Source organism: Klebsiella pneumoniae complex sp. WS1778 (assembly GCF_049472055.1).
Lineage (GTDB): Bacteria > Pseudomonadota > Gammaproteobacteria > Enterobacterales > Enterobacteriaceae > Klebsiella > Klebsiella quasipneumoniae.
Genome location: NZ_JBKGTJ010000001.1, coordinates 1,268,120 through 1,291,682, shown reverse-complemented (window position 1 = coordinate 1,291,682; position 23,563 = coordinate 1,268,120). Strand labels below are relative to the sequence as shown.

General features: G+C 54.8%; 18 protein-coding genes, 2 tRNA genes and 2 other RNA genes. 13 read left to right on the top strand and 9 right to left on the bottom strand.

The window, feature by feature from the left end:
• Positions 1 to 222: 222 nt before the first annotated feature.
• The 5 genes from ACLEXF_RS06630 (at position 223) to narI (ending at position 8,675) form a co-directional block, all read left to right on the top strand.
• Positions 223 to 1,611, top strand: coding sequence for a NarK family nitrate/nitrite MFS transporter (locus tag ACLEXF_RS06630; RefSeq protein ID WP_004203185.1), 1,389 nt, complete (start codon positions 223 to 225; stop codon positions 1,609 to 1,611).
• A gap of 404 nt (positions 1,612 to 2,015) precedes the next feature.
• Positions 2,016 to 5,759 (top strand): nitrate reductase subunit alpha, encoded by a 3,744-nt coding sequence (locus tag ACLEXF_RS06625; protein ID WP_200927928.1) that lies wholly within the window; start codon positions 2,016 to 2,018, stop codon positions 5,757 to 5,759.
• Positions 5,756 to 7,291 carry a nitrate reductase subunit beta gene (narH, locus tag ACLEXF_RS06620; RefSeq protein ID WP_241366462.1) on the top strand — a complete coding sequence of 512 codons (1,536 nt, stop codon included), beginning with the start codon at positions 5,756 to 5,758 and terminating at the stop codon, positions 7,289 to 7,291. Before ACLEXF_RS06625 ends, narH begins: the two co-directional genes overlap by 4 nt.
• Complete coding sequence (gene narJ / locus ACLEXF_RS06615; protein ID WP_004203182.1) at positions 7,288 to 7,998, top strand: nitrate reductase molybdenum cofactor assembly chaperone; 711 nt, start codon at positions 7,288 to 7,290, stop codon at positions 7,996 to 7,998. Before narH ends, narJ begins: the two co-directional genes overlap by 4 nt.
• On the top strand, positions 7,998 to 8,675 hold the full coding sequence (gene narI / locus ACLEXF_RS06610; RefSeq protein ID WP_002910189.1) for a respiratory nitrate reductase subunit gamma: 678 nt from the start codon (positions 7,998 to 8,000) through the stop codon (positions 8,673 to 8,675). Before narJ ends, narI begins: the two co-directional genes overlap by 1 nt.
• Here the strand turns inward: narI and ACLEXF_RS06605 are convergent.
• Positions 8,672 to 9,568 carry a DMT family transporter gene (locus tag ACLEXF_RS06605; protein ID WP_023318560.1) on the bottom strand — a complete coding sequence of 299 codons (897 nt, stop codon included), beginning with the start codon at positions 9,566 to 9,568 and terminating at the stop codon, positions 8,672 to 8,674. The genes narI and ACLEXF_RS06605 overlap by 4 nt on opposite strands.
• A gap of 107 nt (positions 9,569 to 9,675) precedes the next feature.
• Here ACLEXF_RS06605 and ACLEXF_RS06600 point away from each other — a divergent pair, with 107 nt between their 5' ends.
• Positions 9,676 to 10,119 (top strand): Lrp/AsnC family transcriptional regulator, encoded by a 444-nt coding sequence (locus ACLEXF_RS06600; RefSeq protein WP_004203179.1) that lies wholly within the window; start codon positions 9,676 to 9,678, stop codon positions 10,117 to 10,119.
• 116 nt (positions 10,120 to 10,235) lie between these two features.
• On the opposite strand, the gene ACLEXF_RS06595 is transcribed toward ACLEXF_RS06600, so the two are convergent.
• From ACLEXF_RS06595 to ACLEXF_RS06570, 6 genes are all read right to left on the bottom strand, one after another.
• A non-coding RNA gene (locus tag ACLEXF_RS06595) (RtT sRNA) lies at positions 10,236 to 10,367 on the bottom strand.
• Between the two features lie 43 nt (positions 10,368 to 10,410).
• A non-coding RNA gene (locus ACLEXF_RS06590) (RtT sRNA) lies at positions 10,411 to 10,531 on the bottom strand.
• 43 nt (positions 10,532 to 10,574) lie between these two features.
• Positions 10,575 to 10,659, bottom strand: a tRNA-Tyr gene (locus ACLEXF_RS06585).
• Between the two features lie 38 nt (positions 10,660 to 10,697).
• A tRNA-Tyr gene (locus ACLEXF_RS06580) sits at positions 10,698 to 10,782 on the bottom strand.
• Positions 10,783 to 10,941: 159 nt separating this feature from the next.
• Complete coding sequence (purU, locus tag ACLEXF_RS06575; protein WP_004203178.1) at positions 10,942 to 11,784, bottom strand: formyltetrahydrofolate deformylase; 843 nt, start codon at positions 11,782 to 11,784, stop codon at positions 10,942 to 10,944.
• Between the two features lie 42 nt (positions 11,785 to 11,826).
• The gene (locus tag ACLEXF_RS06570) at positions 11,827 to 12,285 is read right to left on the bottom strand and encodes a YchJ family protein (protein WP_017900770.1); all 459 of its coding nucleotides are present in this window, start codon (positions 12,283 to 12,285) and stop codon (positions 11,827 to 11,829) included.
• A gap of 112 nt (positions 12,286 to 12,397) precedes the next feature.
• Between ACLEXF_RS06570 and rssA the strand changes: the two genes are divergently transcribed.
• From rssA to galU, 3 genes are all read left to right on the top strand, one after another.
• Complete coding sequence (rssA, locus tag ACLEXF_RS06565; RefSeq protein ID WP_004203175.1) at positions 12,398 to 13,300, top strand: patatin-like phospholipase RssA; 903 nt, start codon at positions 12,398 to 12,400, stop codon at positions 13,298 to 13,300.
• A gap of 89 nt (positions 13,301 to 13,389) precedes the next feature.
• On the top strand, positions 13,390 to 14,403 hold the full coding sequence (gene rssB, locus ACLEXF_RS06560; protein ID WP_017900771.1) for a two-component system response regulator RssB: 1,014 nt from the start codon (positions 13,390 to 13,392) through the stop codon (positions 14,401 to 14,403).
• Positions 14,404 to 14,600: 197 nt separating this feature from the next.
• Positions 14,601 to 15,503 carry a UTP--glucose-1-phosphate uridylyltransferase GalU gene (gene galU / locus ACLEXF_RS06555; protein ID WP_004203168.1) on the top strand — a complete coding sequence of 301 codons (903 nt, stop codon included), beginning with the start codon at positions 14,601 to 14,603 and terminating at the stop codon, positions 15,501 to 15,503.
• 122 nt (positions 15,504 to 15,625) lie between these two features.
• Here the strand turns inward: galU and hns are convergent, their stop codons facing one another.
• On the bottom strand, positions 15,626 to 16,033 hold the full coding sequence (gene hns / locus ACLEXF_RS06550) for a histone-like nucleoid-structuring protein H-NS (RefSeq protein ID WP_002910103.1): 408 nt from the start codon (positions 16,031 to 16,033) through the stop codon (positions 15,626 to 15,628).
• Positions 16,034 to 16,594: 561 nt separating this feature from the next.
• On the opposite strand from hns, the gene tdk reads away from it, so the two are divergent.
• On the top strand, positions 16,595 to 17,212 hold the full coding sequence (tdk, locus tag ACLEXF_RS06545) for a thymidine kinase (RefSeq protein ID WP_025999297.1): 618 nt from the start codon (positions 16,595 to 16,597) through the stop codon (positions 17,210 to 17,212).
• Between the two features lie 146 nt (positions 17,213 to 17,358).
• On the opposite strand, the gene adhE is transcribed toward tdk, so the two are convergent.
• Entirely contained in the window at positions 17,359 to 20,034 is a 2,676-nt protein-coding gene (gene adhE, locus ACLEXF_RS06540) for a bifunctional acetaldehyde-CoA/alcohol dehydrogenase (protein WP_004203165.1), read from the bottom strand.
• Positions 20,035 to 20,111: 77 nt separating this feature from the next.
• Between adhE and ACLEXF_RS06535 the strand changes: the two genes are divergently transcribed.
• The 3 genes from ACLEXF_RS06535 to oppA all read left to right on the top strand — a co-directional run bounded on the left by ACLEXF_RS06535 (position 20,112) and on the right by oppA (position 23,536).
• Positions 20,112 to 20,327 carry a hypothetical protein gene (locus ACLEXF_RS06535; RefSeq protein WP_032456270.1) on the top strand — a complete coding sequence of 72 codons (216 nt, stop codon included), beginning with the start codon at positions 20,112 to 20,114 and terminating at the stop codon, positions 20,325 to 20,327.
• A 183-nt stretch (positions 20,328 to 20,510) separates the two neighbouring features.
• Positions 20,511 to 21,158, top strand: coding sequence for a YchE family NAAT transporter (locus tag ACLEXF_RS06530; protein ID WP_002910095.1), 648 nt, complete (start codon positions 20,511 to 20,513; stop codon positions 21,156 to 21,158).
• A 743-nt stretch (positions 21,159 to 21,901) separates the two neighbouring features.
• Positions 21,902 to 23,536 (top strand): oligopeptide ABC transporter substrate-binding protein OppA, encoded by a 1,635-nt coding sequence (gene oppA, locus ACLEXF_RS06525; protein WP_004203164.1) that lies wholly within the window; start codon positions 21,902 to 21,904, stop codon positions 23,534 to 23,536.
• Positions 23,537 to 23,563: the final 27 nt, after the last annotated feature.

Here is a 23,563-nt window from a genome sequence, read left to right as displayed (position 1 = left end):
ACTCCTTAATTGTCGGTGGTAGGCACCGTTGGGAGAGGGGTTATACGCATCCCGGCAGCCGTGTGAAAAACCACACTTTTTTTCCCACCATTCTCTACTCACTTCGGAGCATGGTCTATTTTTGAACAAATTAGTCCGCGCTTTTCCTTTGATTTATATCAACTTACCGCCCCGGGCAACCCCTAAGGTAGCGGCAGGAAATATGAATAATCAGAGGTATCTATGAGTCAATCTTCCCTCCCGGAGAAGGCTAATCGCTCGGTCATTACCGACTGGCGGCCTGAAGATCCTGAATTCTGGCAACAGCGCGGCCACCATGTGGCGAGCCGCAATTTATGGATCTCCGTTCCCTGTCTGTTACTGGCGTTCTGCGTATGGATGTTGTTCAGCGCCGTTGCCGTTAACCTCAACAAAGTGGGCTTTCAGTTTACGACCGATCAGCTGTTTATGCTGACCGCGCTGCCGGCGCTCTCCGGCGCGTTGTTGCGCGTGCCGTACGCCTTTATGGTGCCGCTGTTCGGCGGCCGTCGCTGGACGGCGTTCAGCACCGGGATCATGATTGTGCCGTGCGTGTGGCTGGGCTTTGCGGTCCAGGATACTTCCACGCCGTTTAGCGTCTTCGTCATCATCTCTCTGCTGTGCGGCTTCGCCGGGGCCAACTTCGCCTCCAGTATGGCCAACATCAGTTTTTTCTTCCCGAAAGCGAAGCAGGGCGGGGCGCTGGGCGTCAACGGCGGCCTCGGCAATATGGGCGTCAGCGTGATGCAGCTGGTCGCACCGCTGGTGGTGTCGGTCTCGGTGTTTGCCATTTTTGGCGGGACCGGCAGCCAGCAGCCGGACGGCTCGATGCTGTATCTGGAAAACGCCGCGTGGATCTGGGTACCTTTCCTGATTATCTTCACCCTGGCGGCGTGGTTCTTTATGAACGACCTGTCCGCTTCCAAAGCCTCGCTGAGCGAACAGCTGCCGGTGCTTAAACGCCTGCATCTGTGGATCATGGCGCTGCTCTATCTGGCGACCTTCGGCTCCTTTATCGGTTTCTCCGCCGGTTTTGCCATGCTGTCGAAAACCCAGTTCCCGGACGTGCAGATCCTGCACTACGCTTTCTTCGGTCCGTTTATTGGCGCGCTGGCGCGTTCGATGGGCGGGGCGATCTCCGACCGTCTCGGCGGTACCCGCGTGACGCTGGTGAACTTCGTGGTGATGGCTGTCTTCTGCGCGCTGCTGTTCCTGACGCTGCCGACCAATGGCCAGGGCGGCAACTTCATCGCCTTCTTTGCAGTGTTTATGGTGCTGTTCCTTACCGCCGGGCTGGGCAGCGCCTCCACCTTCCAGATGATCTCCGTGATCTTCCGTAAGCTGACCATGGACCGGGTGAAGGCCCAGGGCGGCAGCGAAGCCCAGGCGATGCGCGAGGCGGCGACCGATACCGCGGCGGCGCTGGGCTTTATTTCCGCCATTGGCGCCATCGGCGGCTTCTTTATTCCGAAGGCGTTTGGTATCTCGCTGGATCTGACCGGCTCGCCGGCCGGCGCGATGAAAGTCTTCCTGATCTTCTATATTGCCTGCGTAATCATCACCTGGGCGGTATACGGCCGTAAGCGTCAGTAATTCGCCATAGTCGATGTCGCTTCATAAAGGCGCACTCCTGAGGGAGGCGCCTTTTTTACTGGCTTAATTAGTTACAACATACTATTGAGCGTTTTTATTCATTTTGGCCACTGAGCCGGGGAGGGACGGCTTGCCAGCGTCACCGCTCTACCCCTTAATACCTCCCTGGTGAACCATCCCGCGTCTGGCGAGCTATTTTTCGCTAAAAAACCTTAAAAAACATCAAATTAAAAAGCTGAGTTTTGTACCACCTTGGTGGTAATTGCCAATTTGCGCCACGTTAACAAGCCAGTCCGTATTGATCGCTATCAATTCCCGCCCGCTTTCATGGCGTTACCTTCGCTGCAAATCCAGCAATGTCGATTTATCAGAGAGCCGTCAGGCTCCATATCAGGAGAAACCCGATGAGTAAATTCCTGGACCGGTTTCGCTACTTCAAACAGAAGGGTGAAACCTTTGCCGATGGGCACGGCCAGCTTCTAAACACCAACCGGGACTGGGAGGATGGATACCGTCAACGTTGGCAGCATGACAAAATTGTGCGTTCCACTCACGGTGTTAACTGCACCGGTTCATGCAGCTGGAAGATTTATGTCAAAAACGGGCTGGTGACCTGGGAAACCCAGCAAACGGACTATCCGCGCACCCGTCCGGACCTGCCAAACCACGAACCGCGCGGCTGCCCGCGCGGCGCCAGCTACTCCTGGTATCTGTACAGCGCGAACCGCCTGAAATACCCGCTGATGCGCAAACGCCTGATGAAGATGTGGCGAGAGGCGAAGGTTCAGCATAGCGATCCGGTCGCGGCATGGGCCTCGATTATCGAAGACGCCGACAAAGCTAAAAGCTTCAAACAGGCGCGCGGTCGCGGCGGGTTTGTCCGCTCCTCATGGCAGGAAGTGAACGAGCTGATTGCCGCCTCCAACGTCTATACCGTGAAAACTTACGGTCCGGACCGCGTGGCCGGCTTCTCGCCGATCCCGGCGATGTCGATGGTCTCCTACGCCTCCGGCGCCCGTTACCTGTCGCTGATCGGCGGCACTTGCCTGAGCTTCTACGACTGGTACTGTGACCTGCCGCCGGCCTCGCCGATGACCTGGGGCGAGCAGACCGATGTGCCGGAATCCGCCGACTGGTACAACTCCAGCTATATCATCGCCTGGGGCTCCAACGTGCCGCAGACCCGTACCCCGGATGCGCACTTCTTTACCGAAGTTCGCTATAAAGGGACCAAAACCGTGGCCATCACTCCGGACTACGCCGAAATCGCCAAGCTCTGCGATCTGTGGCTGGCGCCGAAGCAGGGTACCGATGCCGCGATGGCGCTGGCGATGGGTCACGTGATGCTGCGTGAGTTCCATCTTGATAAGCCGAGCCAGTATTTCACCGATTACGTGCGTCGCTACACCGACATGCCGATGCTGGTGATGCTTGAGGAGCGCGACGGCTATTACGCCGCCGGCCGCACGCTGCGCGCGTCCGACCTCGTAGATTCCCTTGGTCAGGAAAAGAATCCGGAATGGAAGACCGTCGCCTTTGACGAGAAAGGCGATCTCACCGTGCCGAACGGTTCCCTCGGATTCCGCTGGGGCGATAAAGGCAAATGGAACCTCGAACAGCGCGATGGCAAAACCGGCGAAGAGATTGAGCTGCGTCTGAGTCTGCTCGGCAGCCATGACGAGGTGGCGGACGTTGGCTTCCCGTACTTCGGCGGCGAAGGTTCTGAGCACTTCAACAAAGTCACTCTTGAAAACATTCTACTGCACAAACTGCCGGTCAAACGCCTGCAGCTGGCCGACGGCTCCAGCGCGCTGGTGACCACCGTGTACGATCTGACCATGGCCAACTATGGCCTGGAGCGCGGTCTGAACGATGACAACTGCGCCGCCAGCTATGATGAAGTGAAAGCCTACACCCCGGCCTGGGCGGAGAAAATTACCGGTGTCTCCCGCGCGCATATCATCCGTACCGCCCGCGAGTTTGCCGATAACGCCGATAAAACCCATGGTCGCTCGATGATTATCGTCGGGGCGGGTCTCAACCACTGGTTCCACCTCGACATGAACTACCGCGGTCTGATCAACATGCTGATCTTCTGCGGCTGCGTCGGCCAGAGCGGTGGCGGTTGGGCGCACTATGTGGGCCAGGAAAAACTGCGTCCACAGACCGGCTGGCAGCCGCTGGCGTTCGCCCTTGACTGGCAGCGTCCGGCACGCCATATGAACAGCACCTCGTACTTTTACAACCACTCCAGCCAGTGGCGCTATGAAACCGTGACCGCGCAGGAGCTGCTGTCGCCGATGGCGGATAAATCCCGCTACAGCGGCCATCTGATCGACTTCAACGTCCGCGCCGAGCGGATGGGCTGGCTGCCGTCGGCGCCGCAGCTGGGCGTTAACCCGCTGCGCATCGCCGATGAGGCGAAAAAAGCCGGCATGACGCCGGTGGATTACACCGTCAAATCCCTGAAAGAGGGATCGATTCGCTTTGCGGCGGAGCAGCCGGAAAACGGTAAAAACCATCCGCGTAACCTGTTTATCTGGCGTTCCAACCTGCTGGGCTCCTCCGGTAAAGGCCATGAGTACATGCTCAAGTACCTGCTGGGTACGGAGAACGGCATTCAGGGTAAAGACCTTGGCAAGCAGGGCGGCGTGAAGCCGGAAGAAGTCGAATGGCGAGATAACGGCCTCGACGGCAAGCTGGACCTGGTGGTGACCCTCGACTTCCGTTTGTCGAGCACCTGTCTCTACTCCGACATCGTGCTGCCGACCGCCACCTGGTATGAAAAAGACGACATGAATACCTCGGATATGCATCCGTTTATTCATCCGCTGTCGGCGGCCGTTGACCCGGCCTGGGAATCGAAGAGCGACTGGGATATCTATAAAGGTATCGCGAAGAAATTCTCAGAACTGTGCGTGGGACACCTCGGTAAAGAAACCGACGTCGTTACGCTGCCGATCCAGCATGATTCCGCCGCGGAAATGGCGCAGCCGCTGGACGTCAAAGACTGGAAGAAGGGCGAATGTGACCTGATTCCGGGGAAAACCGCGCCGCATATTATTCCGGTCGAGCGTGATTATCCGGCGACTTACGAGCGCTTCACCTCTATTGGTCCGCTGCTGGAAACCATCGGCAACGGCGGGAAAGGCATCGCCTGGAATACCCAGAGCGAAATGGACCTGCTGCGTAAGCTCAACTACACCAAGGCGGAAGGCCCGGCGAAAGGTCAGCCGAAGCTGGAGACGGCCATTGACGCCGCGGAGATGATCCTCACCCTGGCACCGGAAACGAACGGTCAGGTGGCGGTGAAGGCGTGGAAAGCGCTGAGCGAGATCACCGGCCGCGAGCACGCGCACCTGGCGCTGAACAAAGAAGACGAGAAGATCCGTTTCCGCGACATTCAGGCGCAGCCGCGGAAAATTATCTCCAGCCCGACCTGGTCAGGTCTGGAAGACGAACACGTCTCCTATAACGCCGGATACACCAACGTTCACGAGCTGATCCCATGGCGTACCCTGTCCGGTCGTCAGTCGCTGTATCAGGATCACCAGTGGATGCGCGACTTTGGCGAAAGCCTGCTGGTTTATCGTCCGCCGATTGACACCCGCTCGGTGAAAGCGGTGATGGGCGAGAAGTCCAACGGCAACCCGGAGAAGGCGCTGAACTTCCTGACCCCGCACCAGAAATGGGGTATCCACTCGACCTACAGCGATAACCTGCTGATGCTGACCCTGTCACGCGGCGGACCGATCGTCTGGATGAGCGAGGCGGATGCGAAAGATCTGGGGATCGAAGATAACGACTGGATCGAAGTGTTCAACGCCAACGGCGCCCTGACGGCGCGCGCGGTGGTGAGCCAGCGCGTGCCGGCCGGGATGACCATGATGTACCACGCCCAGGAACGCATCGTAAACCTGCCAGGCTCTGAAGTTACCGGCCAGCGCGGCGGGATCCATAACTCGGTTACCCGTATTACGCCGAAACCGACCCATATGATCGGCGGTTATGGCCATCTGGCCTATGGCTTTAACTACTACGGCACCGTCGGCTCCAACCGCGATGAGTTTGTGGTGGTACGTAAGATGAAGAACATTAACTGGTTAGACGGCGAAGGCAATGACCAGGTACAGGAGAGCGTAAAATGAAAATTCGTTCACAAGTCGGCATGGTGCTGAATCTCGATAAGTGCATCGGCTGCCACACCTGCTCGGTCACCTGTAAAAACGTCTGGACCAGCCGGGAAGGGATGGAGTACGCCTGGTTCAATAACGTGGAGAGTAAGCCTGGCGTCGGCTTTCCGAACGACTGGGAAAACCAGGAGAAATGGAAGGGCGGCTGGATCCGCAAAATCAACGGCAAGCTGCAGCCGCGCATGGGCAACCGCGCGATGCTGTTAGGTAAAATCTTCGCGAACCCGCATCTGCCGGGCATCGATGATTACTACGAGCCGTTCGATTACGACTACCAGAACCTGCATAACGCCCCGGAGAGTAAACACCAGCCGATCGCCCGTCCGCGCTCGCTGATCACCGGCCAACGGATGGACAAGATCACCAGCGGTCCGAACTGGGAAGAGATCCTCGGCGGCGAGTTTGAAAAGCGCGCCAAAGACCAGAACTTCGACAACATGCAGAAGGCGATGTACGGCCAGTTCGAGAACACCTTCATGATGTATCTGCCGCGCCTGTGCGAGCACTGCCTGAACCCGGCGTGCGTCGCGACCTGCCCGAGCGGCGCCATCTATAAGCGTGAAGAAGACGGCATCGTGCTCATCGACCAGGACAAGTGCCGCGGCTGGCGGATGTGCATCACCGGCTGCCCGTACAAGAAAATCTATTTCAACTGGAAGAGCGGAAAGTCCGAGAAGTGCATCTTCTGCTACCCGCGTATTGAATCCGGAATGCCGACGGTATGCTCCGAAACCTGCGTGGGCCGAATCCGCTATCTCGGCGTCCTGTTGTATGACGCGGACGCGATCGAAAATGCCGCCAGCACCGAGAACGAGAAAGATCTCTATCAGCGTCAACTGGACGTGTTCCTCGATCCGAACGACCCGAAAGTGATTGAGCAGGCGCTGAAAGATGGCGTACCGCAGGGGGTGATTGAAGCCGCGCAGCAGTCGCCGGTGTGGAAAATGGCGATGGACTGGAAGCTGGCCCTGCCGCTGCACCCGGAATATCGCACCCTGCCGATGGTCTGGTACGTGCCGCCGCTGTCGCCGATTCAGTCCGCCGCCGATGCCGGCGAACTGGGCAGCAATGGGATCCTGCCGGACGTGGAAAGCCTGCGTATTCCGGTGCAGTATCTGGCGAACCTGCTGACCGCCGGCGATACCCAACCGGTCCTGTTGGCCCTGAAGCGGATGCTGGCGATGCGTCACTATAAGCGGGCGCAAACCGTTGACGGCGTTGTCGATACCCGCGCGCTGGATGAGGTGGGCTTAAGCGAAGCGCAGGCTCAGGAGATGTACCGCTACCTGGCGATCGCTAACTACGAAGATCGTTTCGTGGTGCCAAGCAGCCATCGTGAACAGGCGCGGGAAGCGTTTCCGGAGAAAAACGGCTGCGGCTTTAGCTTTGGCGACGGCTGCCACGGCTCTGACAGCCAGTTCAACCTGTTCAACAGCCGTCGCATCGACGCCATCGACGTGACCAGCAAAACGGAGCCGCACGCATGATTGAACTTGTGATTGTGTCGCGCCTGCTCGAATACCCTGACGCTGCCTTATGGCAGCATCAGCAGGAGATGTTCGAGGCGCTTGCGTCATCAGAGAAACTCAGCAAAGAGGATGCTCACGCGCTGGGCGTTTTTCTGCGCGATCTGCTGACTCAGGATCCGCTGGATGCCCAGGCGGCCTACAGCGAACTGTTTGACCGCGGCCGGGCCACCTCGCTGCTGCTGTTTGAACACGTGCACGGCGAATCCCGCGATCGCGGGCAGGCGATGGTTGATCTGATGGCGCAGTATGAGCGCCACGGTCTGCTGCTCGATAGCCATGAGTTGCCGGATCACCTGCCGCTGTATCTGGAGTATCTGGCGCAGCTGCCGGAAGAGGAAGCGCTGGGCGGCCTGCGGGACGTTGCACCGATCCTCGGCCTGCTCAGCGCGCGGCTGCAGCAGCGCGAGAGCCGCTATGCGGTGCTGTTCGAACTGCTGCTGAAGCTGGCAAACACTCAGGTCGACAGCCAGAAGGTGGCGGAGAAGATTGCCGACGAAGCCCGCGACGATACGCCGCAGGCGCTGGACGCGGTCTGGGAAGAAGAACAGGTGAAATTCTTTGCCGACCAGGGCTGCGGCGAGTCGGAGATTTCCGCTCACCAGCGTCGTTTTGCCGGAGCCGTGGCCCCGCAATATCTGAATATCTCTAACGGAGGACAGCAATAATGCACTTCCTGAATATGTTCTTCTTTGACATTTATCCGTACATTGCGGGCTCGGTGTTCCTGATCGGCAGCTGGCTGCGCTACGACTACGGTCAGTACACCTGGCGCGCCGCCTCCAGCCAGATGCTGGACCGTAAGGGAATGAACCTGGCGTCGAACCTGTTCCATATCGGCATCCTCGGCATTTTCGCCGGCCACTTCCTCGGCATGCTGACCCCGCACTGGATGTATGAATCCTTCCTGCCGATCGACGTCAAGCAGAAGATGGCGATGATCGCCGGCGGCGCCTGCGGCGTGATGACCCTGGTGGGCGGTTTACTGCTGCTTAAGCGTCGTCTGCTCAGCCCACGCGTGCGCGCCACCACCACCGGCGCGGATATTCTGATCCTCTCCCTGCTGATGGTGCAGTGTGCGCTGGGTCTACTGACGATCCCATTCTCTGCCCAGCATATGGACGGCAGCGAAATGATGAAGCTGGTCGGCTGGGCGCAGTCGGTGGTCACCTTCCACGGCGGTGCGTCGCAGCACCTGGATGGCGTGGCGTTTATCTTCCGCGTCCACCTGGTGCTGGGGATGACCCTGTTCCTGCTGTTCCCATTCTCTCGTCTGGTTCATATCTGGAGCGCGCCGGTAGAGTACCTGACGCGCAAATACCAGATTGTCCGCGCCCGTCGCTAACTGGCCCGCGACCGCTGACTGACCCCGCCCTGGCGGGGTTTTTTTTCGCCCCAGCCGAGGTTATTCCCGGCGGCGGCAAACAGAATAAGCATCCCGCCGAGCAACTGCACAGGGGTTAACGCATGATGGAAGACCAGATAGTCGACCCCCATCGCCACCAACGGATAAATAAAGGAGAGCGAACCGGTAATGGGCGTCGGCAGCTTCTGTATCGCGCTATATAAAAGCTGATACATGATCCCGGTATGGACGACGCCGAGGATCAGCAGATAGCGCCAGGGGAAGCTGGCAGAAAAGTCGGGCATTTGCACCAGCGGCAGCAGCATCACGACGCCGACGAGCACCTGAATAAAGGCAATATGCTGAGCAGGGAGCGGATGCAGTTTGCGGGCGATGATGGCGGTCAGGGCATAGAAAAATGCCGCGCCTAATGCCAGCAAAACGCCGGCCGTGAGACTTTCGCCGTGCGTCGGGGCAAGCTCGCTTGACAGCAGGATCACCACGCCGCCGAAGGCCAGCAGTAACCATCCCCATTTTACGGCGCTGACCCGTTCCCCCAACACCATGCCCATCAGCACCAGCATAAACGGCTGGGTGTTGTAGACCACCGTGGCCATGCCAATTGAAATACGCGAGTAGGCGGCAAACAGCAGCAGCCAGTTGATGACCAGCGCGATGCCGCCAAGTACCGCGAGGGCGAGGGTGAAGCGCGTGAGACGACTGAAGGGCTGGCGGCTGAGAACGATAAACAGCAGCAGGGTGAGCGCGCCAATCAGGCAGCGCCAGAACACCACATCAATTACCGGCAAACCAGAGAGCAGCACAAACGCGCCGATCGAGCCAGAAATTATCATCGCCAGGCTCATTTGCCAGACGCCGCGGGTAATTTGCATATTTCGCCTCCAGAAGTTTTCCAGTATTGTGCGAAAAATCCTGACAGCCTGACATGGCTGAATTAAGGCAAACAGGGGGAAATCCCTTTCATAATTAGGTAAAAAACATGAATGACGTACTTGATGAAATTGACCGGGCGATCCTCACTTGCCTGACTCAGGATGCCAGAGTCTCGTTGAAGGTATTGAGCGCGCGGGTGGGGCTGACCTCGCCGAGCATCGCCGAGCGGGTGAAGCGCCTGGAGGAGCGGGGCGTGATTCAGGGCTATGGGGCGCGGGTGAATCTCGCCGCGCTGGGCTACAGCCTGCAGGCGCTGGTGCGGGTTCGGCCGCTGCCTGGTCTACTGCAGAAGGTGGATAAATATATCCAGGCGATGCCGGAGTGCATCGAAAGTGACAAAGTGACCGGAGAGGATTGTTTCGTGATGCGACTGGTGGTGCGTGATATTGCCCAGCTGGATACGCTACTGGACGGCCTGGCCGAATTTGCGCAGTGCAATACCTCGGTGGTGAAAAGTTCGCCGGTGAAGAGGCGACTGCCCCCGCTGTGAGTTTTCCCGGAGGCGGTGCGGCGCACCTGACCGGACTACCAGACGGCACACCTGTAGCCTCGCTAAGCGAAGCGCGAGCGAGGAGATAGCAGAACAGGTGGCTGAAGAGAGTGCAACAGCGGTGGGGGAAGGATTACTCGGCGCTAAAGCGCCTCGCCCTTCGGACCGTTGCCTTCGGCAACGTTCTCTCGCTACGCTCGAGTCGAACCCTGGTCGAAGCTTCTCATCCTTTCCCGTGGGGCAGAATATAGAGTATCGCAGATGGAGTAAGCTGGGGATGACATGAAGAGATGGTGGTGGGGGAAGGATAACTCGGCGCTAAAGCGCCTCGCCCTTCGGGCCGTTGCCTGCGGCAACGTTCTCTCGCTACGCTCGAGTCGAACCTTCTCATCCTTCCCCGTAGGGCAGAATATAAAGTATTGCAAGTGGAGTAAGCTGGGTAATACATGAAGGGATGGTGGTGGGGGAAGGATTCGAACCTTCGAAGTCGATGACGGCAGATTTACAGTCTGCTCCCTTTGGCCGCTCGGGAACCCCACCAGGGGAAAATCACATTGTAGGCTATTCAGCAAAATGAATGGTGGTGGGGGAAGGATTCGAACCTTCGAAGTCGATGACGGCAGATTTACAGTCTGCTCCCTTTGGCCGCTCGGGAACCCCACCACGGGGTAATGCTTAGTACTGGCCTGCTTCCTTCTCGGGAAGCGGGGCGCATCATACCAAATGATGCGCCCCTGTAAAGCATTCCTTTGACAAAAATAAACTGGTTGCCTGATTTTTACCCGTAACGCCGTAAAGCTAACCAATTCATTTCTCAGTCGATTAAAGAATAATCGTCCGGTTGCCGTAGACGAAGACGCGCTGCGCCAGTACCTGATACAGCGCCCGGCTCAATACGTTTTTTTCGACATCGCGCCCGGCACGCATCATATCTTCTGCGGTATAAGTATGATCGACGTGAATGACGTCCTGCATAATGATGGGGCCTTCGTCCAGATTATCATTCACGTAGTGGGCGGTGGCGCCGATGATCTTCACGCCACGCTCATAGGCCTGATGATACGGACGCGCGCCGATAAACGCCGGCAGGAACGAGTGGTGAATGTTAATGATCTTGTTCGGGAAACGGGCGACAAATTCCGGCGTAAGCACGCGCATATACTTGGCCAGCACCACGTAATCCGGCTCGTGGGCGGCAATCGCGTCGCCCATCTGTTTGTCGTGCTCTTCGCGGCTCAGCCCTTCATGGCTGACCAGTTCAAACGGGATGCCAAAACGTTCCACCAGCGGGCGCAGGGTGTCATGGTTACCAATAACCGCGGCAATATCGACATCCAGCCCGCCGTAATTGGCTTTCATCAGCAGATCGCCGAGGCAGTGGGCCTCTTTCGTCACCAGAATCACCACCCGGCGGCGGCCTGCCGGATTGAGTTCACGAATCGAGCCTTCCGGCAGGGCGCTGTCCAGATCGGCCAGCAGAATAGCGTCGTTGAAAATGCCTTCCAGTTCGGTGCGCATAAAGAAACGACCGGTACGGTGGTCAACAAATTCGTTGTTCTGCACAATGTTAAGTTCGTGCTTGTAGCAGATATTGGTGATACGCGCGATGAGGCCTTTCTGATCAGGGCAAATAGTGCGTAGTACTTTACGTTGTAATGAATGCATCGCGAGGAAAATCCTGTAGTGTTTGCAAGCGCTGCGGCAGCGTTACTGGCCGCAGCATTTTTTAAATTTTTTACCTGAACCGCAAGGGCAGGGGTCGTTACGGCCAATCAGCGGTCGTGTCCCGTCGATATAGTACCACTGTCCATTTTCTTTTAAGAATCTGGAACGTTCAATAATGGCGCCCGGGCGGTTATTGTCATTAAAGCGGGCGATAAAGCTGACAAAGCCTTCATTTGCGGCTCGTCCTTCATCGCTGGCGAACAGGGTTAAGCCCAGCCATTCTGTGTGGGCAAAGCCTTTCTCCAGTTCGGCGCGAAACTGCCGCGCCTGACAGGACGGATGCCAGGTTTTGATCAGATAGTCGGCATCTTTCATGACGAACGCGCTGTAACGGGAGCGCATAAGCTGTGACGGGCCTGGCGCAAGCTCAGCGCCGGACAGATATCGCTGGCAACATGAGCTATACTCCAGTGCGCTGCCACAGGGGCATAATTGCGACAAAACTGCCTCCATGGAAGAATGAGTAACGGCGGTTCTACGCCAAAGGGCTTTATGTTAACTGAGCCGTGACAATGTTGCCACGCTCAGAGTGGAAGGATAGTTATCAGTACTAATGAGAAAGCTTAAAATTGGTCTGGCGTTAGGAGCGGGTGCCGCCCGCGGATGGTCGCATATTGGCGTCATCAACGCCCTCCAGCAGGCCGGCATTGAGATTGATATCGTGGCCGGTTGCTCTATCGGTTCGCTGGTAGGGGCGGCGTATGCCTGTAACCGGCTCCCGGCCCTTGAGTCCTGGGTCTGCTCTTTCAGCAACTGGGACGTTCTGAAACTGATGGACCTCTCCTGGCGCCGCGGTGGACTGTTGCGGGGTGAAAAGGTATTCAATCATTATCGCCGCATCATGCCCGTGACCGATATCGAACACTGCGAACGGCGATTTGCCGCCGTCGCGACAAATTTAAGCACTGGCAGGGAGCTGTGGTTTACCGAAGGCGATCTGCATTTAGCGATTCGAGCCTCCTGCAGTATGCCGGGGTTAATGTCGCCGGTAAGGCATAATGGTTACTGGCTGGTCGATGGCGCGGTGGTCAATCCGGTTCCCGTGTCGCTTACGCGGGCAATGGGGGCTGATATCGTGATTGCCGTGGATCTGCAACATGATGCCCACCTTATGCAGCAGGATTTATTCTCCCTCGAAACGCCGCGGCGCGAAGCCGAAGCGAAGGAGGGGCCATGGCATACTCGTCTGCGCGCACGCTTGACGCAAATGAGTTCCCGCCGGACGGCCGTGACGCCGACGGCGATGGAGATCATGACCACTTCTATCCAGGTCCTGGAGAATCGTCTTAAACGCAATCGTATGGCGGGCGACCCGCCGGATATCCTGTTGCAACCGTACTGTCCACAAGTCTCGACGCTTGATTTCCATCGCGCCGGCGAGGCGATTACCGCAGGGCAGCTGGCGGTAGAAAAGAAAATGGATGAATTATTACCCTTAGTGCGTACCGCGATTTGACGCACGAGTACCTGACTTAAGCAAATTCTGACAGGCGATAGTGAGAATAGCGTGCCACTATTGAATTATCGTCAGCCAGGGGAGATATCATGACGCAGCCATTGGCGGGAAAACAGATTCTGATAGTTGAAGACGAACCCGTTTTCCGCTCACTCTTGCATGGATGGCTGACCTCGCTGGGAGCAACGACCTTCCAGGCGGAAGATGGCAAGGATGCCCTGCATAAAATGACGGAGGTGCATCCGGACCTGATGATCTGCGACATTTCGATGCCGAGAATGAACGGTCTGGAGCTGGTGGAGACGTTGCGTAATCGCGGCGAGCAGCTACCGATCCTGATGATTTCCGCTACCGAAAACATGGCCGATATAGCCAAAGCGTTGCGGCTTGGCGTTCAGGACGTGTTGTTAAAGCCAGTAAAAGATTTCAATCGCCTGCGTGAAACCGTTTATGCGTGCCTCTATCCTGCGATGTTCAGTTCACGTGTGGAAGAGGAAGAGCGTCTATTTGAGGACTGGGACGCGCTGGTCAGTAATCCTACCGCCGCCTCACGATTACTGCAGGAATTACAGCCGCCGGTGCAACAGGAAATGTCGCACTGCCGCATTCATTATCGCCAGCTGGTGTCGGCGGATAAACCCGGTCTGGTACTCGATATCGCGCCGCTCTCGGACAATGATTTGGCCTTCTATTGTCTGGATGTCACACGAGCAGGAGATAATGGCGTACTGGCAGCTTTATTATTGCGCGCGTTGTTCAATGGCTTGTTACAGGAGCAACTGGCGCATCAGGGACAACGGCTTCCAGAAATGGGGAGTCTGCTAAAACAGGTGAATCAGCTGCTGCGTCAGGCAAACCTTCCCGGTCAGTTTCCTTTGTTAGTGGGGTATTACCACAGCGGACTGAAAAATTTAATTCTGGTGTCGGCGGGGCTCAATGGCACGCTGAATACCGGTGAGCATCAAATTCAGATTAGTAATGGCGTTCCTTTGGGAACGTTGGGTGATGCTTACCTTAACCAAATTAGCCAGCGTTGTACCTCATGGCAGTGCCAAATTTGGGGGGCTGGAGGGCGTTTACGCTTAATGTTGTCTGCGGAATGAGCAATTACGGTTATATCTAAGCAGACGGGATTACCCGTTGCCCTTTAGCGGTGGTAACATCGAGCAGTTTTATGCGTAAAAGTCCTAATTCGAGGCTATCGGAAGCTTTTCAGACCAGTGAATACGCGGTTGACTGATATACTCGACACGTTATTTGTAACGAGAAGTTTAAAAAACAAACAGTCCAGGAGATTTCAATGGCTGCCCTTAATTCTAAAGTCAGAAAAGCGGTTATCCCGGTTGCGGGATTAGGCACCAGGATGCTGCCGGCCACCAAAGCGATTCCAAAAGAAATGCTGCCGCTGGTAGATAAGCCGTTAATTCAGTACGTTGTTAATGAATGTATCGCTGCAGGAATTACTGAAATTGTTCTGGTAACGCACTCGTCCAAAAACTCTATCGAAAACCATTTCGATACCAGTTTTGAGCTGGAAGCGATGCTGGAAAAACGCGTAAAACGCCAGCTGCTGGAAGAAGTGCAGTCTATTTGCCCGCCGCACGTAACCATTATGCAAGTTCGTCAGGGCCTGGCGAAAGGTCTGGGGCACGCGGTACTTTGCGCCCATCCGGTAGTGGGTGATGAGCCGGTCGCGGTTATTCTGCCAGACGTTATTCTGGATGAATATGAATCCGATCTGAGCCGCGATAACCTCGCGGAGATGATTTCTCGTTTCGATGAGACCGGCGCCAGCCAGATTATGGTTGAGCCTGTCGAGGACGTGACCGCCTATGGCGTGGTTGACTGCAAAGGTGAGTCTCTGCAGCCGGGCGAAAGCGTACCGATGGTGGGTGTGGTAGAGAAGCCGAAAGCTGACGTCGCGCCGTCCAACCTGGCGGTGGTGGGGCGCTATGTCCTCAGCGCCGATATCTGGCCGCTGCTGGCGAAGACTCCTCCGGGTGCCGGTGATGAAATTCAGCTGACTGACGCGATTGATATGCTGATCGAAAAAGAGACTGTCGAAGCTTATCACATGAAAGGCAAGAGCCATGACTGCGGTAATAAGCTTGGCTACATGCAGGCGTTCGTCGAATATGGTATTCGCCACAAAACGCTGGGTGACGATTTTAAAGCCTGGCTGGAAACCGCGGTCACGAAGTAATCTGCCGCGCTGTTGAAAGCACAAAACCGGGAGCCGCAGATGCGCTCCCGGTTTTTTATATCGGCCCCGAGGGCAAAAAAAATCCCGCCGCAGCGGGATTTTTTATATCGAAACAACGGAGATTAGATCAGGAAATCGTCCAGTGATTTACCTTGCTCATCCATTGCTTTTTTGATCACCGCCGGGGTACGGCCCTGGCCGGTCCAGGTTTTGGTTTCGCCGTTTTCGTCGACATAGCTGTATTTAGCCGGACGTGCAGCACGCTTGGTTTTGGTACCGGCTTTAACGGCTGCCATGGTGCTCAGCAGTTCATTCGGATCAATACCGTCAGCAATCAGCATTTCACGGTATTGCTGCAGCTTGCGCGTACGTTCTTCAATTTCTGCTGCGGCGGCGTTTTCTTCTTCACGGCGCTCGTTAACAACGACTTCTAATTTTTCCAGCATTTCTTCGAGCGTTTCCAGGGTGCATTCTCTTGCCTGCGCACGAAGAGTACGGATGTTGTTCAAAATTTTAAGTGCTTCGCTCATTGTAGTAATCTCAAACTTATATTGTGGGGTGGTTTGTTGAACTAATAATAGAGCGATAAAATGCGTTGTGCAATAGGGGGGAATGTAAGGAATTCAAAATTACTGGTTATTTGTCGCGAGAATTAATTAATTTAAGTTAAAATTCCCGTGCCGCTTCACATCTTTCATCCTTATAGCAATGAGGAGAAGGTAAGCTAAAACACTGAGACGGTATGCTTTTTCTGAGGTACGGTGAGAAAAATTATCCTTTACATGGGTAAATAACCCTCGTCAGTATTAGCGCATTTTTGGTTACGAGACTTAATATAAAACAACGTGCGGCCCAGCTTATAGCCCCATAGTTAACCGCCCTATAAGCACGAAAAGACAATGGTTACCCCGCCAGTAGCGTAACGGGGCGCACAAATAATGGCCCTGTAAATTCAATTCATCCTCTTAATCCTTTGGCTTTGCAGGCTCTTCGGCTGCGATACAATACCCCTGCTAAACGGGCGGCTGTACGCATAAAATATGGTATAATCGCCGCCGCGATAAAACACTTTGATTGGGGTCACGCAGCCGATGGCACAACTTTATTTCTACTACTCTGCAATGAATGCAGGTAAGTCGACCGCTCTGTTGCAATCTTCGTACAATTACCAGGAGCGGGGGATGCGTACCGTCGTTTATACCGCTGAGATTGATGACCGCTTTGGCGCCGGAAAAGTTAGCTCGCGTATCGGTCTCTCATCGCCGGCCCGTTTGTATAATCCACAGACGTCGCTATATAACGATATTGCCGCAGAGCACAAGTTAAAACCGATTCACTGCGTGCTGGTGGATGAAAGCCAGTTTCTGACGCGCGAGCAGGTTCATGAGCTGTCTGAAGTTGTCGATACGCTGGACATTCCGGTGCTTTGCTATGGCCTGCGGACAGACTTTCGCGGTGAGCTCTTCACCGGTAGCCAGTATTTGCTGGCCTGGTCAGATAAGCTGGTGGAGCTAAAAACCATCTGTTTCTGCGGACGAAAGGCTAGCATGGTGCTGCGCCTCGATCAGGAGGGGCGTCCTTATAATGAGGGCGAGCAGGTCGTCATCGGCGGTAATGAACGATACGTTTCAGTCTGTCGTAAGCATTATAAAGAAGCGCTGAGCGTCGGCTCGTTAACCCAGGTACAAAACCTGCACCGCCCCTGCTAATACGCGCAGAAGCTCGTCCAGGCGCCTGTAGGCGCCTTTTTTATTGCCTGCGCTCCGTTGGGTTAGCAGGGTTAAAGCATGGCTGACGGCAGGCAAAAAAAAGCCCCGTCAGATGACGGGGCTTGCAGAACGTTTATGCTTGTTGATTAAGCGGATTTTTTCGCTTTTTTCTCAGCTTTCACTGGTGCCGCTTCGGCTTTCGCGGCGGCTTCGCCTTCGACGAACTCGCGACCGTAGTAGGTATCCAGCAGGATCTGTTTCAGTTCGGAGATCAGCGGGTAGCGCGGGTTAGCGCCGGTGCACTGGTCATCGAATGCATCTTCAGACAGCTTATCAACGTGGGCCAGGAAGTCAGCTTCCTGAACGCCAGCTTCGCGGATAGATTTCGGAATACCCAGCTCAGCTTTCACGCTTTCCAGCCATGCCAGCAGTTTCTCGATTTTCGCTGCGGTGCGGTCGCCCGGTGCGGAGAGACCCAGGTGATCGGCGATTTCAGCGTAGCGACGACGAGCCTGCGGACGGTCGTACTGGCTGAACGCGGTCTGCTTGGTCGGGTTGTCATTCGCGTTGTAGCGGATAACGTTGCAGATCAGCAGGGCGTTGGCCAGACCGTGCGGAATATGGAACTGGGAACCCAGTTTGTGCGCCATGGAGTGGCACACGCCGAGGAAGGCGTTAGCAAACGCAATACCGGCGATGGTGGCGGCACTGTGTACGCGCTCGCGGGCAACCGGGTTCTTGGAACCTTCGTGGTAGGACGCCGGCAGGTACTCTTTCAGCAGCTTCAGCGCCTGCAGAGCCTGGCCGTCAGAGAACTCAGAAGCCAGAACGGAAACGTAAGCTTCCAGGGCGTGGGTTACTGCATCCAGACCACCGAACGCACACAGCGATTTCGGCATATCCATCACCAGGTTGGCATCGACGATGGCCATATCCGGGGTCAGCGCGTAGTCCGCCAGCGGATATTTCTGACCTGTCGCGTCGTCGGTCACAACGGCGAACGGCGTAACTTCAGAACCGGTACCGGAGGTGGTAGTGATCGCCACCATCTTGGCTTTAACGCCCATTTTCGGGAACTTGTAGATACGTTTACGGATATCCATAAAGCGCAGGGCCAGTTCTTCGAAGTGGGTTTCCGGATGTTCGTACATGACCCACATGATTTTCGCCGCATCCATCGGGGAACCGCCGCCCAGCGCGATGATCACGTCTGGTTTGAAGGAGTTCGCCAGTTCAGCACCTTTACGTACGATGGTCAGCGTCGGGTCAGCTTCAACTTCGAAGAAGACTTCAGTTTCCACACCCGCCGCTTTCAGTACGGAGGTGATCTGATCGGCATAACCGTTGTTGAACAGGAAGCGGTCAGTCACGATCAGCGCGCGTTTGTGACCATCAGTAATCACTTCATCCAGTGCGATAGGCAGGGAGCCACGACGGAAGTAGATAGATTTCGGAAGTTTGTGCCACAACATGTTTTCAGCTCGCTTAGCAACGGTTTTCTTGTTGATCAAGTGTTTCGGACCAACGTTTTCAGAGATGGAGTTACCACCCCAGGAACCACAACCCAGAGTCAGGGAAGGAGCGAGTTTGAAGTTGTACAGGTCACCGATACCACCCTGAGAAGCCGGGGTGTTGATCAGGATACGCGCCGTTTTCATCATCTGGCCGAAGTAAGCCACGCGAGCCGGCTGGTTATCCTGGTCGGTGTACAGGCAAGAGGTATGACCGATACCGCCCATGGCGACCAGTTTTTCTGCTTTGGTCACGGCGTCTTCGAAATCTTTCGCACGGTACATCGCCAGCGTCGGAGACAGTTTTTCGTGAGCAAACGGCTCGCTTTCGTCAACGTCGGTGACTTCGCCAATCAGGATTTTAGTCGTGGCCGGTACGGTGAAGCCTGCCAGTTCAGCGATTTTCGCTGCAGGCTGACCAACGATAGCGGCGTTCAGCGCGCCATTTTTCAGGATAATGTCCTGAACGGCTTTCAGCTCTTTACCCTGCAGCAGGTAGCCGCCGTGGCTGGCGAAACGTTCGCGAACCGCGTCATAAACGGAATCAACCACCACAACGGACTGCTCAGAAGCACAGATAACGCCGTTATCGAAGGTTTTAGACATCAGAACGGAAGCAACGGCGCGTTTGATGTCAGCCGTTTCATCAATCACCACCGGGGTGTTACCGGCACCTACGCCGATAGCAGGTTTACCGGAGCTGTATGCTGCTTTCACCATGCCTGGACCACCGGTTGCAAGGATCAGGTTGATATCCGGGTGGTGCATCAGGGCGTTAGACAGCTCAACAGACGGCTGATCGATCCAACCAATCAGGTCTTTCGGTGCGCCGGCAGCGATGGCAGCCTGCAGGACAATGTCAGCCGCTTTGTTAGTGGCTTCTTTAGCACGCGGGTGCGGAGAGAAAATGATGGCGTTACGCGTCTTCAGGCTGATGAGCGATTTGAAGATGGCTGTTGAAGTCGGGTTCGTGGTCGGAACGATACCGCAGATGATGCCGATAGGTTCAGCGATAGTGATGGTACCAAAAGTGTCGTCTTCTGACAGGACGCCACAGGTTTTTTCGTCTTTATAAGCGTTGTAGATGTATTCGGAAGCGAAGTGGTTTTTGATCACTTTGTCTTCAACGATGCCCATGCCGGATTCGGCAACGGCCATTTTGGCGAGAGGGATTCGAGCATCTGCAGCGGCCAGCGCGGCGGCGCGGAAGATTTTGTCGACTTGTTCTTGAGTGAAACTGGCATATTCACGCTGGGCTTTCTTGACACGCTCAACAAGCGCGTTCAGTTCAGCGATATTAGTAACAGCCATAATGCTCTCCTGATAATGTTAAACTTTTTTAGTAAATCAGTCGCTCGATTCGACATTATAGACAGGCTGTAAACAGCTTGCATGTAAATGTTTATGTAGGAAAATCAGGACGCTGTTTTACCGATTTACTAAAAAAGCTTTATCTTTTTAACTTTCAGGTACTGCTGCCTTCCACTCTGTTGGTGTCATCAAGATTACTCACTTCTGAGTACAAATTACGTGATTTAGATCAAGTATTGGCACTGCTGATACCTTTCAGCTGGCTGCTTTTTGACCGGTTCGATCAAGTGTAATGGGAGGGTTTTGAAATTAAAAAAACGATTAGCATTAAAACTACAAATAGCTAACATTCGATACATATCACCGGGTTATGCATATTTATAATGAATATTGCATGCAAAAAGCGTATGTTTCGCGCAGTTATTTTATGCTGTTAACAGTCAACCGCCAATTTTGATGATGCTGCGGAGCCCATTGTGACTCAATCACTGTTCGATTTTTCTGCATATTTCAAGTTTTTCATCGGCTTATTTGCTCTGGTTAACCCGGTGGGCATTATTCCGGTGTTCATTAGTATGACCAGCTACCAACCGGCAGCAGTGCGCAATAAGACCAACCTGACCGCCAACCTGTCGGTGGCGATCATCCTCCTGACGTCATTGTTTCTCGGCGATGGCATTCTGCAGATTTTTGGTATCTCCATTGATTCGTTCCGTATCGCCGGCGGCATCCTGGTGGTGACCATCGCGATGTCGATGATCAGCGGTAAGCTCGGTGAAGATAAGCAGAACAAGCAGGAGAAGTCGGAGACGGCGGTGCGGGAGAGCATCGGCGTGGTTCCTCTCGCGCTACCGCTAATGGCCGGACCGGGGGCAATCAGTTCCACTATCGTGTGGGGTACGCGGTATCACTCCTGGGTGCACCTCGTCGGTTTTTCACTGGCGATTGCCGTCTTTGCCCTCTGCTGCTGGGGGATTTTCCGCATGGCGCCGTGGCTGGTGCGTCTGCTAGGGCAGACAGGGATCAACGTTATCACCCGTATTATGGGCCTGCTGCTGATGGCCCTTGGCATTGAGTTTATTGTGACGGGGATTAAAGCGCTCTTTCCGGGGCTGCTGAGTTAGCTGGTTGCCACGCAGGCGGGTAGGTTCCCTTCTCGCCTGCGCGATTATTAGCAAAACCTATTAGCCAGCGCGTAACCGGCGGTAGGAATAACATTTTGCGATATCGCTATTAATTCCATAATTTTCATTAATATATGAAATATTTCTCTTAACATTCCCCTCACGTCTCCCCATCCTGTGATGTTATTTTCTTCACATCATTCTCTGGTACTTGCTGTCGGATCATCGAAATGATATTAGTAATTTTAACAAGGCTGTAGATGAATGTGCTAAAAAGTAATCTATTGTTAAATTTTTGTACAAAAAATCATCTTGCGGTCGTTGATCAGTATGTTGGCTGGTGGAAGCATCATAACTAAATGATTAATAATGATATTTTCCTATCGGTGTTTTGTGACAACCGCGAGTAACGCTGGCAAAGCCGGCAATAAAAGAGAATCCGGTAACATATTTGCAAATTGCATTGGCGGAGGTGTTTACCTTTTGGTACTTTCCGCCGTTATCGTCTGCTGAATTATGTGCGTAAATGAGAATCATTTTTAATGATCTCGCTATGCCGGAACTGCCCCCCAGCGAGGGGGAACGAATCGACGTTAAGACTGCCGTTCGAGCGGTCGTAATAAATAAGTCGGTGATAGCAATCTGCCAATCGCAAACACTCCTGCGCTGGACAGATCCCCTAAACGGGAAAAAAACAGGCTGGTTAAAAAACCAGTAATTATAATGACTGGAGTTACAACACAATGACCATCATCACTAAAAAACGTTTGATCGCCGCAGGAGTGCTATCCGCACTCATGGCCGGCAATATGGCTATGGCAGCGGATGTCCCGGCCGGTGTGCAACTTTCGGATAAGCAAACGCTGGTGCGAAATAGCGGCGCCGAACCGCAATCGCTGGACCCGAATAAAATCGAAGGGGTGCCTGAGGCGAATATTAGCCGCGACCTGTTCGAAGGCTTGCTGAATACCTCGCCGAAAGATGGCCACCCGATCCCTGGCGTGGCAGAGAGCTGGGATAATAAAGATTTCAAAGTCTGGACTTTCCATCTGCGTAAAGATGCGAAATGGTCTAACGGCGAGCCGGTGACCGCCCAGGACTTCGTTTATAGCTGGCAGCGTCTGGTGGATCCGAAAACCGCGTCTCCTTATGCCAGCTATCCGCAGTATGGTCATATCGTGAACGTCGACGAAATCATTGACGGCAAGAAAGCTCCGAGCGAACTGGGCGTAAAAGCCATTGACGACCACACGCTGGAAGTCACCCTCAGCGAGCCAGTACCCTATTTTTATAAACTGCTGGTTAACCCGGCGATGTCTCCTGTCTACAAACCAGCGATTGAAAAATTTGGCGAGAAGTGGACGCAGCCTGGCAATATCGTCACCAACGGCGCGTACACCCTGAAAGACTGGGTGGTCAACGAACGTATCGTCATGGAGCGCAACCCGCATTACTGGGATAATGCCAAAACCGTTATTAACACTGTCACCTGGCTGCCGACCTCTTCTGAAGTGACCTATGTTAACCGTTACCGCAGCGGTGAGCTGGATATGACCTATAACCAGCTGCCGATCGAGCTCTTCCAGAAACTGAAAAAAGAGATCCCGAACGAGCTGCACGTTGACCCGTATCTGTGTACTTATTACTACGAAATTAACAATCAGAAAGCACCGTTCACCGACGTGCGCGTACGTACCGCGCTGAAGCTGGGTCTGGACCGCGACATTATTGCCAATAAGGTAAAAGGACAGGGCGATCTGCCGGCCTACGGCTACACCCCGCCGTATACCGATGGCGCGAAACTGACCGAGCCGGAATGGTTTACCTGGTCGCAGGAAAAACGGAATGAAGAAGCGAAAAAACTGCTGGCCGAAGCCGGCTATAGCGCCGATAAACCGTTGACCTTCAACCTGCTGTATAACACCTCTGATTTGCACAAGAAGCTGGCGATTGCCGCCGCCTCGCTGTGGCGTAAAAACCTGGGCATTGACGTGAAGTTAGTCAACCAGGAGTGGAAAACGTTCCTCGATACCCGTCATCAGGGTACCTATGACGTGGCGCGTGCAGGCTGGTGCGCCGACTATAACGAGCCAACCTCATTCCTGAATACCATGCTTTCAGACAGCTCAATGAACACTGCGCACTATAAGAGCCCGGCGTTCGATAAGATTATGGCTGAATCCGTGAAAGCATCCGATGAAGCGCAGCGCACTGCAGCCTATGCGAAAGCAGAGCAGCAGCTGGACAAAGACAGCGCGATCGTACCGGTCTATTACTACGTTAACGCCCGCCTGGTGAAACCGTGGGTCGGTGGCTACACCGGTAAAGACCCGATGGATAACGTCTATACCAAAGACCTTTACGTTATCAAACATTAATGGCAATACGTGGAGCGAGCCTGTGCT

Bases quoted from the DNA above. Each gene is read 5' to 3' on its own strand.
- ACLEXF_RS06630 (WP_004203185.1), top strand. From the start codon at position 223: ATGAGTCAATCTTCCCTCCCGGAGAAGGCTAATCGCTCGGTCATTACC.
- ACLEXF_RS06625 (WP_200927928.1), top strand. From the start codon at position 2,016: ATGAGTAAATTCCTGGACCGGTTTCGCTACTTCAAACAGAAGGGTGAA.
- narH (WP_241366462.1), top strand. From the start codon at position 5,756: ATGAAAATTCGTTCACAAGTCGGCATGGTGCTGAATCTCGATAAGTGC.
- narJ (WP_004203182.1), top strand. From the start codon at position 7,288: ATGATTGAACTTGTGATTGTGTCGCGCCTGCTCGAATACCCTGACGCT.
- narI (WP_002910189.1), top strand. From the start codon at position 7,998: ATGCACTTCCTGAATATGTTCTTCTTTGACATTTATCCGTACATTGCG.
- ACLEXF_RS06605 (WP_023318560.1), bottom strand. From the start codon at position 9,568: ATGCAAATTACCCGCGGCGTCTGGCAAATGAGCCTGGCGATGATAATT.
- ACLEXF_RS06600 (WP_004203179.1), top strand. From the start codon at position 9,676: ATGAATGACGTACTTGATGAAATTGACCGGGCGATCCTCACTTGCCTG.
- purU (WP_004203178.1), bottom strand. From the start codon at position 11,784: ATGCATTCATTACAACGTAAAGTACTACGCACTATTTGCCCTGATCAG.
- rssA (WP_004203175.1), top strand. From the start codon at position 12,398: ATGAGAAAGCTTAAAATTGGTCTGGCGTTAGGAGCGGGTGCCGCCCGC.
- rssB (WP_017900771.1), top strand. From the start codon at position 13,390: ATGACGCAGCCATTGGCGGGAAAACAGATTCTGATAGTTGAAGACGAA.
- galU (WP_004203168.1), top strand. From the start codon at position 14,601: ATGGCTGCCCTTAATTCTAAAGTCAGAAAAGCGGTTATCCCGGTTGCG.
- hns (WP_002910103.1), bottom strand. From the start codon at position 16,033: ATGAGCGAAGCACTTAAAATTTTGAACAACATCCGTACTCTTCGTGCG.
- tdk (WP_025999297.1), top strand. From the start codon at position 16,595: ATGGCACAACTTTATTTCTACTACTCTGCAATGAATGCAGGTAAGTCG.
- adhE (WP_004203165.1), bottom strand. From the start codon at position 20,034: ATGGCTGTTACTAATATCGCTGAACTGAACGCGCTTGTTGAGCGTGTC.
- oppA (WP_004203164.1), top strand. From the start codon at position 21,902: ATGACCATCATCACTAAAAAACGTTTGATCGCCGCAGGAGTGCTATCC.